The sequence below is a fragment of the Shimia sp. MIT1388 genome (genome assembly GCF_047124445.1).
GTDB lineage: Bacteria > Pseudomonadota > Alphaproteobacteria > Rhodobacterales > Rhodobacteraceae > Shimia.
Genome location: NZ_CP138921.1, coordinates 1617869 through 1631985, shown reverse-complemented (window position 1 = coordinate 1631985; position 14117 = coordinate 1617869). Strand labels below are relative to the sequence as shown.

Sequence of the window (14117 nt, the reverse complement as noted above, 5' to 3'; positions counted from 1 at the left end):
AGAAAAAGGCGGCCGAGGGTGTCGGCCGCCGTTGTAAGGTCAGAGGATTTTCTTGCGCAAGTAGGAAGAGACGACTTCGCCAAAGACCACCAGCGCGAGGATGGTGAGCAACACCATAGAGACTTCCGGCCAGTTGAAGGTGTCGATCGCGCCTTGCAGGATCATGCCAATGCCTCCTGCGCCGACGAGACCTAATACAGTGGATTCCCGTAGGTTGATGTCCCAGCGCAGGATTGCGACGGCGAAGAAGGCGGGCATAACCTGAGGCACAATGGCATAGAGCACAATTTTGAATCGCGAGGCGCCGCAGGCTTCCAATGCTTCAACCGGTTTTGTGTCAATTTCCTCAATGGCTTCGCCTAGCAGTTTGCCCAGAAAACCGATGGACCGGAACATGATCGCGACAATACCCGCAACAATGCCGGGGCCGAAGATGGCCACAAACAGCAGCGCCCAGATGATGGTGTTGACCGAGCGGGACGAGACCAGGATGAAACGACCAATCCAAAGGCACAGCCGGTTGGGTGTGGTGTTCTGGGCCGAGATGTAGGCCACAGGCAGGGCCACCACCACGGCAAACATTGTGGCCAGCGTGGCGATGTTCACGGTCTGCCAGATCGCTTCCAAAATGGAGGGAAGGTTAGTGGGATCTGGTGGCATCATGCGGCCGAAGAGATCACCCATTTGGGCTGGCGCATCCCAGACCCATTCCCAGATCACATTGATGCTGGAGAGGGCCCAGGCGACCACAAGCAGGGTAAGGGCAAAACCACCGTAGCGCATGAGGCGTTGTTTCAGGGTGAAGCGGGACCAGTGGTCAAGCGAGTGTTGCATTGCTTGGCTGTTCATCATGCAATCCGTTTCCTGATAAAGCCGCTGATTGCCTCGGAGATGAGGATGACGCCGACGATGACCATGGTGATAGCAAGCGCGAAGTCATAGTCGTACCGGCCAAAGGCGTTGGCCAAGGTGGCACCGATGCCCCCTGCACCAACGATGCCGACAACGGCGGAGGCGCGCAGGTTGCTGTCGAGCTGGTAGATGCCAAGGCCGACAAGGCGGGGCATGATTTGCGGGAAGACTGCGTAGACAAGCGTGGCGAGGTAGCCAGCCCCCACAGAGCGCATGGCCTCGACCTGACCAAAGTCGATTTCCTCGATGCGTTCTGCCAGAAGTTTGGCAACAAAGCCGATGGAGTAGACCACCAGCGTGAGTGCGCCTGCAAAGGGGCCAAAGCCCACGGCTTTCACAAAGATGATCGCGACGATGACCGGGTGGAAACTGCGCGCGACAATGATGATGGCGCGGCCCAGAAAGTAGACTGGTTTGATGGCAATGTTACGAGCCGCCATGAAGGCCAGTGGCACCGAGAGTAGGATGCCGCCGACAGTGGCGAGGATGGCAATTTTCAGGCTTTCCAGAAAGCCGTCGATCAGCAGACCGGAGCGCTCAAAACTCGGAGGAAACGCCCCGCTGAAGATACGCTGTGCACGACGCATGCCGTCAGACACGCGGTCCCAGTCAATCGGCAGGGTGGTCAGAGTGAAAATGACATAAATCGCCACCGCACTGTAGAGCCCGTAGCGCAAGAGCGGGTTGGCTATGAAGGGCGGTTTGCGCCAGGTGTCTTTGACCGTGCTCATGCCACGGCTCCAACTTCGGCACGGTCCATCGCAGGCACGCCTGCGTAGATTTCATCCATTTCGGATTGGGTCAGCCTGCCGGGCAAGTCGTCAAAGATGATGCGGCCATAGCGCATGCCGACAATGCGGTCGCTGTATTCTTTGGCTTCAGTGACGTTGTGGATGTTGATGATCACCGGGAGCTTCAACTCTGATGCCAGATCGCGCAGGAGCGACATGATTTGTTCTGAGGTCTTTGGGTCAAGCGAGGCGGTAGGTTCATCTGCCAGCAGGATTTCGGGGCGCTGCATCAGGGCACGCACCACGCCGACCCGTTGGCGCTCGCCACCGGACAGCTCGTCAGCCCGGCGATCGGCGTAATGGGCTATGCCAACCCGTTCCATCAGTTCATAGGCGTGGCGGATGTCTTCGCGCGGATAACGCCGGGTGAGCGCGGCCCAGGTGGAGATGTAGCCAAGGCGACCGGATTGCACGTTTTCCATCACGGTCAGGCGGTCGATCAGGTTGAAGCTTTGGAACACCATGCCGATGCGCCGCCGTGCAGTGCGCAGCTCGCGCCCTTTGAGGGCGGTGAACTCTGTGCCATTCAGATCAACGGAGCCAGATGTGGGTTCAACCAGCCGGTTGATACAGCGCAGCAGCGTGCTTTTGCCAGCGCCCGACGAGCCGATGACTGAAGTCAGTTGATCGCCCTCGACAGTCAGGTCGAGTTCCTTGAGCACGGGATCGCCCGAGCCGTAACGTTTTGTGAGTTTGGATATTTTTAGCATTGCGGTCTCTCGGACATAGCGCGGCCCTGCCTGTGGCATGGTGCCTTGAGGCACGACGATCGCAGGGCCGAAAAGGCCCGGACAGCGATGCGCGCTATCCGGGCTTTGTTTGGTGATTGGGTTACTTACCTGCGAGCCCCTGCGGGGTGTATTCCACGCCGTTGGAACTCTGAATCTGACGGATGACCGCCCACTGATCCTTGTAGGTAATCGGGATGAATTTGCTCGCACCGGCAAATTCTTCGCCCAGTTTGGTGCCGGAGAATTCAAAGGTGAAGAAAGCTTCTTTGATCTTCTCGGACAGCTCTGGGTCCAGATTGTGGGCCACGGTGAAGGAGGTGGTTGGGAACGGATCGCTTTCCCAGACCATGCGCACGTCTTTGGGATCATAGAGACCACGTTCCGCCATGCGCTCCACAACTTCGGAAGCCACAGGAGCCGCGTCGTAGTCACCAGCCACAACACCCAGCATGGATTGGTCATGGGAGCCGGAGTAGGTCACTTCGTAGTCTTTGTCTGGCTCGACACCCAGAGATGGGAACAGGGCGCGGGGTGCCTGGTTGCCGGAGTTAGAGGTCGGCGACGTATGTGCCACGCGGCGGCCAGCGAGGTCCTTGACCGCTTGGATGTCGCTGTCGGCCTGCGTGAAGACCTGTAGTTTGTAGCCGAACTGGCCGTCCTCGGCGCCCATGATGGCAAAAGGCACAGCACCGGCGAGGTTCACCGCGAAAGGTGTCGGGCCAGTGGAGAAGCCTGCGACATGCAAGCGACCAGAGCGCATAGCTTCTACTTCGGCGGAGTTGGATTGCACGGCGAAGAACTGCACGTCTTTGCCTGTCACGTCTTCCATATGGGCAATGAAAGGTGCCCAGATATCGGCGTAAACGGCGGGGTCTTCAACAGGTGTGTAAGCGAAAACCAACGTGTCGGGGTTGCGAAGCTCGGCGGGATCGGTTGGCGTGTCCGCAACCAGATCGCCATTGGCGTCGCAGTAAAGCTCGTCCAAAGCGCCCCGGTCTGCACAATCGGCGGCTGCGGCAAAGGCGCTGACCGACAAGATGCCCAAAGCTGTCGCTGCGCGGGTAAAAATTGGTGTCATGGTATCCTCCCTTATAACGCTTGCCATGTGGAACATTGCCCCCAAGGCAAGGCGCTGACCAGATCAGCCTAGGAGAGCTGAGGGCAATCGTGCGAGCAGGCTTGTGTTAACGGAACAGACGAAAAGCGGGTTTAATGTTAACAATGTTACAAAGCCGCACGCGCGGACTTACAATCTGGCATGATCTGCGGAACTGATTCAAAACACTTGGTCAACGGGCACGCCTATTGGCCGCAAAATGCCGCAGGATAAGGTTTCATGAACACGGGCCAGGCTGAGCCACGCATTGCGATCGTGGATGATGACGAGAGCGTACGGGACACGCTGTCCGCCCTAATGCGGGACAGCGGGTTCGGTGCGGTCTGTTGTCCTGATATTGCGGCCTTCATGGCACTGGGAGATCCGCCACAGATTGACATGGCCCTCATCGACTTGCGGTTGCGCGGAGAGTCAGGCTTGACCTTGGCGATCCACATACGGGAACGCTATGAGATCCCGATTGTGATGCTGACCGGTGTGGGGGACGAGATCGACAAGATCATCGGGTTGGAAACCGGCGCGGATGACTATCTGATCAAGCCGTTTAACCCGCGCGAGTTGGTGGCCCGTATCCGGGCGGTCTTGCGGCGCTACGGACATGGCTCTGCCAAACCAAGTGTGGCAAGCGGGCGGGGGATTGCTTTTCGAGATATGCGGATTGATGTGCAGTCCCGTCGGCTCTTGGATCGGGAGGGCGAAGAGGTCCCATTGACCAACGCAGAGTATCGATTGCTGGAGTATTTTGCCCGCAATCCTAATCGGGTGATCCCGCGCCCGGAACTGCTTAAGGAGCTGGGCTCAGATATGGAGCGCTATGTGGACCGCACCATTGATGTGTTGATCCTGCGGTTGCGACGTAAGATTGAGCCCGTGCCATCAAAGCCTGTGCATTTGCAAACGCGGCGAGCGCAGGGGTACATTTTTAACCTTGGCGCGGAAACGTCGTGATGTCGGTTCTGGCGCGCTTGAGTGTGCGGTTTCGCCTGTCCGCGGCTATTGCCGTTCTGTTTGGGTTGATCCTGCTCGTTAGCTTGATTGGCGTTCTGGTGCTCAATCGTACTGAACTCTGGATGAACGTCTTACACAAGGAAACCCTGGCGGAGGTGTCTGACGCGCTGGACCTGTCGCGAGAATCCGCAGATCTCGCGACCTCTGCCCCCTTCCTGCATGCGTTGTTTCCTCCGTTTCAGTTGGCGCAGGAAAGGAACAAAGTTCTTGAAAACCTGAACCGGATTGAAGCTTTGTCGGCTGGCGATACTGCGCTGGATTTGCCAGTGGCACGGCTGCGGCTGGCAATCGATGATCTGACAAATGCATTGACGCCTCAGTCGGCCCGGCAGGCGGAATTGGCGGCAATTGACAGGGATATGGAGCGCTTGAACCAGCGGGTGCGCCGGTTGGCCAGTGACAAGGCGTTGCCTTTGGCGGAACGTGAAGTCTGGGCTGCGTTGCAGCAGTTGACGGCAAGCGCCCTAGGTGCCGGGCGGGCCACCGCCTTGATCGAACTTGGAGAGTTCAGCCGCCGGTACAGTAAGCAACGTGATGCCGCTTTGCGCACAGTGACGCCGATGCATGAGGCAACCTTGGCAGAAATTGAGGCGGCTACACGACGCAGCGAAAGCTTGTTTGTTTTAAAGCATCGTGATTTGGCCGCGCGATTGGACGCAGAAAACGCCCTGTTTCGTATTCGGCAGGAAGCGAGGCGAGTGAGCACCTTTGCCGCGGCACAGGTGCTCGAGGCGGAGGAGCGTTTATCGCAGGCGCGGCAGGAGACATCGAGCAACCTTGCCTTTGCCAAGAAAGCCTTTTTGGCGCTGACCGTTGCGAGCCTGATAGTGGCCATTTCCTCGTCGCTTTACGTGTCGCGTTACGTTGCGCGCAACTTGCATTTGATCGCGGCGGCAATGCGACGGTTGGCTGCGGGCAACCATCGCACTGACCTTCCCAAGGGGCCGGCGTCAGAGGATGAAATTGGTCAGTTGTATGCAGCGTTTCACGTGTTTCGGGAGAGCGCGCGCAAGTTGGAGCGGCGCACGCGGCAGGTTGGGCACCAGAACGCACTGTTCTCGCGTGTTTTTCGCAACATCAAAGACGGGGTGGCCATTGCCACAGCGGGCGGGTGGATCGAAGCAGAAAACGCCAACCTGCGTGCGCTTCTGAGATTGCCAGCGGCTCAGTCGGGTGAAAAAGCCAAAGTGGTTGACTTGATTGCGGAGTCGAGTTTTGAGCGCCAAACCTCCGCCAGCGAGCATGGCGGGTTTGAGGAGTATATCGATCCAGCAGGCAATGTGCTGGAGCTGCGCCGCTCGCCACTGCCCAATGGCGAAGAGGTCTGGCTTCTGTCGGAAACCACCGAGCGCAAGCGCATGGAGCAGCGGCTTGAGGAAATCCGGCGTGTGGAGGCATTGGGCAAGGTGTCGGGGGAAGTGGCGCATGATTTTGGCAATATTCTCTCGAGTATTTCCGGCAACTTACACCTTTTAGAAGCGGCGGACGCTGAGAGGTCCAAGGAGTTGCAGGCCCGCATCCGCTCTGCATTGGATCTTGGCGTGTCGCTGACGGAGCGTTTGCTGGCGTTTGCGCGCAAGCAACACTTGGAACCACAAGTCACCGATGTTGGGCAATTGGTTGAGGGAATGGCCGACCTGTTGGAAATCGGCATGCCGGAAACGGTGGACATGTCCGTTGACGTGCCGGACGAGCCTGTGTTCGCGCGGGTTGACCCAGGGCAGTTGGAGAGCGCGGTGCTCAATCTGTGTGTCAACGCTGGACAGGCGATTGACGGGGCAGGGGTGGTTAATGTTCTGGTACGGGCCACCGCGAGCGGCGGGGCCGAGGTGGTGGTGCGGGACAGCGGTCGCGGTATGAGCGAGGCTGTCCGCAGGCGTGCGACAGAACCCTTCTTTTCACAGCGTGCCGACGGCGGTGGTACCGGGCTTGGCTTGTCGATGGTCGACGGATTTGTGCACCAGTCAGGCGGCACCTTACTTCTGGAAAGCAATACCTGCGGTGAAGATCTCGGGACCACAGTGAGCATGCGCTTCCCGCCTTATCGGGAAGAGGCTCTTACAATAGATCAAGGTGCATCGGTTGGGTGGGCCTTGGTCATTGACGATGACGCAGTTTACCTGCGCACCACCGCAAGAGATTTGGCGAGGCTGGGGTATGAGGTGGTCACTGCGCAGACCTTCGCCGAAGGACGCAACACGTTGGATGAGTTGGCTGACTTGGCACTTCTGGTCAGCGATCTGAATCTGGACAGAGGACAATCCGGTTGGGACTTGTTGAACATGGGGTGCAACCGGTTTCCGGGGGCGAAGCTGGTTCTGATGTCGACACGTGACATGCCGCGAGGCGTTGCGCTTCCAAGTGGGCGGCAGCCGCGATGTGTGTCCAAGCCCGTGCAAGAGACAGATTGGCGGGGCATTCTGGAGTGAACTGCTTTTTGGGCCGGCGTTGTTGTAGGTTTAGCCTGTTGAAACTGAGCAAAATGAATGGCCCGGACGAACGCCGGGCCACTGCAGAGGTTGTGGACGGATGAGCACTGCCTAAAGCAACAGTGATCTGCTTGGTCTTTATCCGAGCGCGATGCCAAGATCTTCAAAATAGTCTTGTACATCTGCGAGGCTGACCCCTTCAAAGGTGACAGAGTCATTTAGGCCGATGTTCAGCACCGTGTTGCCGTTAACTTCGGTCACAAGATCTAGGCCAAAGGTCTCGGCGAACTCCAGATTGGCTTCCAGCCAAGCCTGAGAGTCCAGCCCGCCGATGATCAGGTCGTCAACACCCAGTTCAAAGTCTGTTATGACAACGTCGGAGCTTTTCTTGCTGGTTTGAAAAACAAATTCAAAGGTGTCCGCACCCGTACCGCCAGTCAGAACATGGTCACCGCCCTTTTTGAGACGGGCGACGATTAAATCATCGCCGGCGCCACCATTTGCGGTTGACGTATGGTCGCCGGTGTTGACGGTATCGTTGCCAAATCCGCCGGACAGGACATTGAACCCTTTGGCGCCAAAGACAAAATCGTCGCCTGATCCTCCGTTTATCGTGTCGTTGCCGTGTCCTCCGGCAAGGTAATCATTCCCTCCGGCGCCGTTGAGCAGGTCATAACCATTTCCGCCAAACACGGTATCGTCGCCATTGCCGGCGTTGACGATGTCATTTCCGTTGCCGCCAATAATGCGGTCGTGTCCTCGGCCGCCGAAGATCACATCGTTGCCATTGCCGCCGTTGATTGTGTCATCGCCACGGCCACCACTCAGGGTGTCATTTCCGTCGCCGCCAAAAATGTCCGCAAAAAGTGTTCCGGTAACGGTGACGACGTCATCGCCATCGTCGGCCAAAACCTGAAACCCTTCATAGGCGCCCAGAAAAGCGTCTCCGTCGATCAATAGCGTATCGGACAGGGTGGTTCCATCAATGTTCAGAATTGGCATTTCTTGCCTCCTTAAACGAGAATTTTGTCAAAATAACTGAGTCTAGTGTTTTGATATTTAATATCGCTAGCAAAAAAATGATCCAAAGTCGCCTAAAGTTTGCCGTATTTTGCTGGGGCGACAGTGAGTTTCCAATGGGGAAACACATGGGTAGGCTCAGTCTCTCCCGCACACAAGGGGAGACGACTTATTTCCACTAGCAGTGGATGTCATGGAGGGGCTCAAGAAGCACCGCCAACGGCGAGGGTATTTTTTGGGGGGGCTTAGGGGGGGGCAGTCTGGGTCTAGCTGCTTGCTTGAATCAATCAATGAAAAGTGGCTGGGGTGGTAGGATTCTACGTTTTGTTTCAGTAATTTAGGTAATTCAAATGAAATGGGTTCGTTTGTCAATCATGGGAAAGGTTTGTTCTTTGATTTTCCAATAGGTATTTGTCGGGTTGCGACATTCGAACTGAAGTCTCCAATCTGAAACTGCATTGGGCCGCAGTCTTTGCGCACTAATTCAAGGCAGCCACGAGCTCATTTGCCGCGGCAGAATACATTGTCTGTAAAGGTGGCAAGGACGCTCTCGCCCACTGAAACAAGCTTCTTGATGTTTAGTTATTGAACACTCCGTAAACACCTTTCCATCAGATGCCGACTAATTCGTGGACTCAACTATTCCAACCAGCAGCCACGAGTTGATCCAACAACCGTTCAACGTCTTCCTGGTTTTTGAATAGTTGTGTGAGCACACCTAAAACCCTGCTTTCCGGCCAAGTGTCTTTAAATTCTCGTAGCCTCTCAGCGGCTTCAGTGCTGCGACCAGAGGCTTGAAGTGACGCTATCAAATGAACGGAACTGACTTCGCTGACGGGCTCCCCAAGCGCGGCGGCCTCAAGAAGATATTGGACTGCATCCTCGTATTCTCCCACATAAAATGACGCATTTCCAAAGACACTACGCCATGGAAACCGGCCGCTTCGCGCCTGATGAATGTCAGGTGCTGAGCTTTCCAAGGCTCTTGCGAAATCTCCCGAAAAGAACGCGATTATTGCGTCAAATTCCAAAGCTGAAAGGTCACTCGGGTCCAGGCTAACAGCTTGCTGTGACCGCTTAACAGCCTGATCAAAATCTCTCTTGAACATCAAGAGAAGGGCCGCAGAAGAGTGACTCCATGACTCTGAAGGCGCCAGTTTCATGGCTTCATCAACGAAGGCTTGAGACTGTTTGAGCATCTGATCGCGTTGCGGGCCAAGTGGAGACAGGCCACCCAGCATTGATGTAGCTTGGGCGGCTCCCGAATACCCGCCAAAGTAGGTTGGGTCCAACTCTATAGCGGCTTCAAAAAGCAATAGTGTCGCTTGAAGGCGTCTTGGTTGTGTCGCCGGGAAGAACATTCCTCTTGCTTCATCAGCAATATTTCTTGCCTGCAAACCGGACGGAGAAACGTCAAACAGAATGGCGCGTTCCAATTGTTCTTGGGGTTGGCCACTTCGGGTGTCGTCATCAGTCGCAACAGATGGGGCGTTGAGGAAAGAATAAATCAAAACGGCGACTACTGTGGCGGCCATTCCAGCTCCAAATGACCACAAGGAGATTTTGAAGTTTTGAGGCCGTTCCAATGGTGGCGCAGGCTGGGAGCTTTTGTTGTCAGACGCGTACTCAAAAACCGGTGCATATCCACCTTTTGGTACGGTGATCCTGACTGCGTCCCCTGCACCTTCATTGGCATAGTAACTGTCTAACCTCCGCCTCAGTCGCCCGGCATCAACTCTAACAACATTAACGGTAGTCGCATCATGATCTGATGTCCTTCCGTAGACGTCGCTCACGATGTTCTTCCCTAACAACTGCCGCTCTCTACCCTCGAGGGTTTCAGTGACAACGTATTGAAGAAAGCTCTTCAGTCGTTCCGCCTCTTTGAATGAAGGGCTAATTAGAATGCGATTCAGCGCATTTGTCACATCCTCCGGTGAGACATCTCTATCATTCATTCCAAATAAGATCCTTCGAAATACATAGCAAAATCAGTGTTTTAATTGTGCTTGTAACCGTTACAAACGGTAGGAAACTGTCGCCGTACAGTCTCAATGCTTAACTGGCTGCACCCATTTTGAAAAGCTTCCTTAGCATCAGGGCGTAGACGGTTTGTCCCGAGACAGAGAAAACATGTTTGAGGCCGTAGAGCGAGAAATCTTCGCTCTAAGTCAGGCTGATGACGTCTTGTCTGAAATCTACCACGACTATCAAGAACTTCTCAACTTGGCGCAAACCGCTGCGACAATGGATGCAGATCTGGAGCGCAGCATTGATGGCCTGGAGAGCGAACTCCGCGCCTACCTGTCGATGCGAAACATCAAATTCGTAGGCGGCGTCAATGAAATGCAACAGGAGAAAAACCAAAGATGAAACGCGCAAAGTTATCAGTTTTGCCACTCATTCTGGCCGCTCAGCCACTATGGGCCGAAAGTGACCCGATCAAACACGACTCTGAGTACTACATTCTGTTCTCTCAGCATGCCGAGCAATGGGCTGATGATGACGCTGCTGTTGATCAGCGACTTGCTGAATTTAAAGAGAAGAATGGAGGTAAGCCCCCTAACATATTCAGTATTTTGATTGATGACCTTGGTTTTGGCGACATGGGGATCCCCGAACTTAATGCAATTCGAGGATATGATACACCTAACATCAACGACTTCTCGGACGAAGGTTTGCGCATGGTGCGTATGTACACTGAACCATCGTGCACGCCTACAAGGGTCGCGCAGATGACTGGCCGTTTACCTGTTAGAATGGGTATGGGGGATACGGCTGTTGATATCGCTGGGTTCGGATTGCCCGGCTCAGAGGTCATTCTGCCAGAGGTGCTTAAACAGGCCGGGTATGCGACCAGCCACGTTGGCAAATGGCATATGGGCGACGTGGCTGAAAGTTGGGCCATGAACCAAGGGTTTGATTATGCGCAGATGGCCGTGCATCAACAAGGGCAGCTCACCATATTCAATGATGATGCCATCAAGGAGCAAGTCTCAGTCGCCATTCAGGACTACGACGACAAATATACAATTGATGGATACTTCCGCCCGGACGCATCGACCATGATGACCGTCATCGAAGGAGAAGCCGGCGGTCCAATCAACGAAATCCGCATGGCGCCAGGCGAGCGCTGGAACGCACAAAAATACGACGAGATGAATCAAGCCTTCCAGGACAAAACAATGGAAGAGCTTCAGCGTCTTGCTGCCGGAGAAGAACCCTTTTTCCTGCAGTACTGGCCGATGATCCCGTTGGACAACACCCGTGCCGGACGAGATGGCCCCCAATCAGCCAATGGCGGTCTGTACGTCGACAAGATGCAGTTGCTTGACCAATGGCTGGGCGATCTCTTTTCGGAAATGGACCGCCTCGGCGTAGCTGAGAACACGATTGTCGTTGTGATGGGCGACAACGGCCATTTCACCAAGTATTCTCCCCAGTCGGGCTTTACGCCGATGATCTTTAAAGGGGGGAAAGCTGAAACCACTGAGGGTGGCGTTCGGGTTGATGCCTTCATTCGTTGGCCGGGCATGATTGAAGCTGATGGACTATTAAACAGCATCGTACACGTTTCGGATTTGTACACCACTTTTGCGAGATTTGCCGGTGCCGTCCAGTACATCCCAAGAGATCGTTTGGTAGATGGTGTCGACCAATCGGCTGCGCTTTTGTTCAGCGATGAAAGCAAAGCGCGCCGCGACAGTGTGATTATCTATTCGGCAGATCAGCCTAAGGCGATTGTTAAAGACCAACTCAAGCTGAAGCTTCCACCCAAAGGTGAAAACCCAATCATTGCGAAGTTCTACAACTTGTACCGCGACACGCGCGAAGAGTATCCGGTTTCAACCGAAGTAGGCGCTTGGGGTGGACAGGAGTTCGTACGCATTCTTTCGCGGCATCAGGCCCGGAAGGAACTTTTTCCGGACACCCCTCCCGCCTTTGGCTTGCCGTATGAGGGTGTAGAAAATATGCGCCCCGAAACCAAACAGGCTGTCGATGCGTTCATCGTGCGCCGGGACTCGCCAAAACAATAGTGTTTTAGTCGGGGCGCTTTGAGGCTTTCTGAGCGCCCACTTCGCACCTTTAAATTCTCTTTCAACCGTTTGTCGCTGCGGAAAACTCTGAGGAAAACCCGATGAAAAAAATAGTTCTCACCACTTCAATGGCCGCTCTGCTGTCTGCGTCTCCGGCGCTCTCGGAAGAAACACGGCAATGGGACTACCGGGCGTTCGTATACCTATGGGCGCCAGCCCTTGGTGGTACAACAACGACCGGCCAGGATGTTGAACTCAGCTTTTCAGACGTCTTGGACAATCTTGAATTTGGATTGATGGGCGCACTTGAAGCAAACAAGGGGCCAGTTTCTTTGTTGGGAGATTTTCAATATCTTGACTTGAAATCTGGCCAGAATGCAGCTGTCGGACCAGGTATTCCCGCGACTGCCGATGCGGACGTATCAGGTTTTGTATTCACTGGTTCGATTGGATACGATTTCCATCATCGTCCAGACAGTCGGCTGGTCGCTTATGGCGGGTTTCGCTACCTCGGTATGGACGCTGCCGCCAACTTGTCTGTTGGTGGAGGCTCTCAAAGGGTGTCGGGGCAAATCACAAACTTTGATGCGATTGTCGGCTTTCGAGGATCTCAACGTCTGTCTGAAAAATGGGCGCTATCATACATTGCAGATATCGGTGCCGGCGGTAGCGACCTGACTTGGCAAGTGGGCGCCTCCTTAGAATACCGTATCAACAATTGGGACCTAAGTTTTGGGTACCGGCATATGGAGTGGGACTTGGGAAATTCTTCTAACGTATTGTCCGACCTTTCGTTCTCCGGCCCAATTATCGGCGCCAAGATATCGTTTTGATCCCGTTCGCCAGGCAAGTTTCGCGGAAGTAGCTGCTTAGAAGGCTGCTGCCAGCACCTGCAAATTGTCTGAACAAAGGAGACCACCAGTGTTAATCGTTCTGGCATTATATTTCGGGCTAACGTGGCTTGTTTTTTACAAGCTAAAACTATTGCCCTGGAATGGGGCTTCTAAAACCGTGGTATACCTCGGAGCGTTGGTGATTACGCTGGTTGTGATTGGAGCGCTGAAGCGATCAACGCCATCTGGAACAGTTTCCGTTCAAGGGGCCGTAATCAGTGTCACGCCAAATGTTGCGGGTACTGTCACGGAACTGCTGGTAGAGCCGAATAAGCCCGTAAGCGCCGGAGACGTGCTCTTTCGGATGGATGATACAAAACAGGTTGCGGAAGTGGCTCGCCTTGAAGCCTCACTGTCCACGGCTGAAGCTACCGCCGATCAACTTCTCAATGACCTTGAGGCGTCTCAGGCCGAAATTGAATCTCTGGAGGCGCAATTAACGTTCGGAATTCAGCGTCGGGATGACATCATTCAACTGGCAGACCGCGGCGCGTCGGCGGAATTTCGGTTGCAGGAAGCAGTTTCCACAATTGAGCAACTGGATGCGAACCTAAGAGCGGCCACCGCGCGAAAAACGAGCCTTGAGCGTAGAATTTCCGCACAAATTGACGGCGTGGATGTAGGGATCGTTGAAACACAAAACCAGTTAAAGCAAGCCCGTTGGGAATTGGATCAAACAGTTGTTCGAGCTCCCGCTGACGGCCAAGTTACAGGATTGACTCTCAGGGTTGGAAACCGCGTATCGACGCTACAAGGAGCTCTCAATTTTGTGGTTCCCGATGATCGGAAACTCATTGCGACTTTGCCTCAGAGTAGTTTGCAAAATGTGTCGACAGGCGACGAAATCAGGATCGCGCTCAGAACACTGCCGGGCCAGGAGTTTAAGGCAATTATTAGCGATATTCCCATGGTCACCGATGAGGGAGCCATTGATACCCGTAGCAGTTTGGCAAGCTTACGGGAACTCACAGGATCATCCGACTACATCGTGATTGCTGACGTTCCCGAGATTAATGAGGAACAATGGATCAAGTTCGGCGCGTCTGGGACAGCCTTGGTCATTTCCGAAGACGCTGGAGCAATCGCTGTACTTGCAGAAATACTTTTTTGGATAAGTAAAATGACAAACTACTTGTAGTGATTAATGGCTGGATCACCAAGTCTCAGGACTCGTCGACG

12 protein-coding genes are annotated in these 14117 nt (G+C 54.6%); 6 read left to right on the top strand and 6 right to left on the bottom strand.

Annotated elements, in window-relative coordinates; all coding sequences use genetic code 11:
- Positions 1-39 precede the first annotated feature (39 nt).
- The 4 genes from phnE (SIB92_RS08005) to phnD all read right to left on the bottom strand — a co-directional run bounded on the left by phnE (SIB92_RS08005) (position 40) and on the right by phnD (position 3512).
- Positions 40-852 carry a phosphonate ABC transporter, permease protein PhnE gene (gene phnE / locus SIB92_RS08005; protein WP_412555296.1) on the bottom strand — a complete coding sequence of 271 codons (813 nt, stop codon included), beginning with the start codon at positions 850-852 and terminating at the stop codon, positions 40-42.
- Positions 849-1643, bottom strand: a complete 795-nt coding sequence (gene phnE, locus SIB92_RS08000) for a phosphonate ABC transporter, permease protein PhnE (RefSeq protein WP_412555295.1) — start codon at positions 1641-1643, stop codon at positions 849-851. Before phnE (SIB92_RS08000) ends, phnE (SIB92_RS08005) begins: the two co-directional genes overlap by 4 nt.
- Complete coding sequence (gene phnC, locus SIB92_RS07995) at positions 1640-2413, bottom strand: phosphonate ABC transporter ATP-binding protein (RefSeq protein WP_412555294.1); 774 nt, start codon at positions 2411-2413, stop codon at positions 1640-1642. Before phnC ends, phnE (SIB92_RS08000) begins: the two co-directional genes overlap by 4 nt.
- A 121-nt stretch (positions 2414-2534) precedes the next feature.
- A complete protein-coding gene (gene phnD, locus SIB92_RS07990; RefSeq protein ID WP_412555293.1) occupies positions 2535-3512 on the bottom strand; it encodes a phosphate/phosphite/phosphonate ABC transporter substrate-binding protein in 978 nt (325 codons plus the stop codon).
- Positions 3513-3770: 258 nt separating this feature from the next.
- Here phnD and SIB92_RS07985 point away from each other — a divergent pair, with 258 nt between their 5' ends.
- The gene (locus tag SIB92_RS07985; protein ID WP_412555292.1) at positions 3771-4499 is read left to right on the top strand and encodes a response regulator transcription factor; all 729 of its coding nucleotides are present in this window, start codon (positions 3771-3773) and stop codon (positions 4497-4499) included.
- Positions 4499-6988, top strand: coding sequence for an ATP-binding protein (locus tag SIB92_RS07980; protein WP_412555291.1), 2490 nt, complete (start codon positions 4499-4501; stop codon positions 6986-6988). The genes SIB92_RS07985 and SIB92_RS07980 overlap by 1 nt, the downstream gene beginning before the upstream one ends.
- A 138-nt stretch (positions 6989-7126) precedes the next feature.
- Here SIB92_RS07980 and SIB92_RS07975 read toward each other — a convergent pair whose 3' ends face one another.
- Both SIB92_RS07975 and SIB92_RS07970 read right to left on the bottom strand, forming a co-directional pair.
- Positions 7127-7990 carry a calcium-binding protein gene (locus SIB92_RS07975; protein ID WP_412555290.1) on the bottom strand — a complete coding sequence of 288 codons (864 nt, stop codon included), beginning with the start codon at positions 7988-7990 and terminating at the stop codon, positions 7127-7129.
- A 653-nt stretch (positions 7991-8643) separates the two neighbouring features.
- Entirely contained in the window at positions 8644-9966 is a 1323-nt protein-coding gene (locus SIB92_RS07970) for a tetratricopeptide repeat protein (RefSeq protein WP_412555289.1), read from the bottom strand.
- 154 nt (positions 9967-10120) lie between these two features.
- Here SIB92_RS07970 and SIB92_RS07965 point away from each other — a divergent pair, with 154 nt between their 5' ends.
- The 4 genes from SIB92_RS07965 to SIB92_RS07950 all read left to right on the top strand — a co-directional run bounded on the left by SIB92_RS07965 (position 10121) and on the right by SIB92_RS07950 (position 14076).
- On the top strand, positions 10121-10381 hold the full coding sequence (locus SIB92_RS07965; RefSeq protein WP_412555288.1) for a hypothetical protein: 261 nt from the start codon (positions 10121-10123) through the stop codon (positions 10379-10381).
- Entirely contained in the window at positions 10378-12045 is a 1668-nt protein-coding gene (locus SIB92_RS07960; protein WP_412555287.1) for a sulfatase-like hydrolase/transferase, read from the top strand. Before SIB92_RS07965 ends, SIB92_RS07960 begins: the two co-directional genes overlap by 4 nt.
- 101 nt (positions 12046-12146) lie before the next feature.
- A complete protein-coding gene (locus SIB92_RS07955; RefSeq protein WP_412555286.1) occupies positions 12147-12878 on the top strand; it encodes a hypothetical protein in 732 nt (243 codons plus the stop codon).
- Between the two features lie 88 nt (positions 12879-12966).
- Positions 12967-14076, top strand: a complete 1110-nt coding sequence (locus tag SIB92_RS07950) for an HlyD family secretion protein (RefSeq protein ID WP_412555285.1) — start codon at positions 12967-12969, stop codon at positions 14074-14076.
- The last annotated feature ends 41 nt before the right edge of the window (positions 14077-14117 follow it).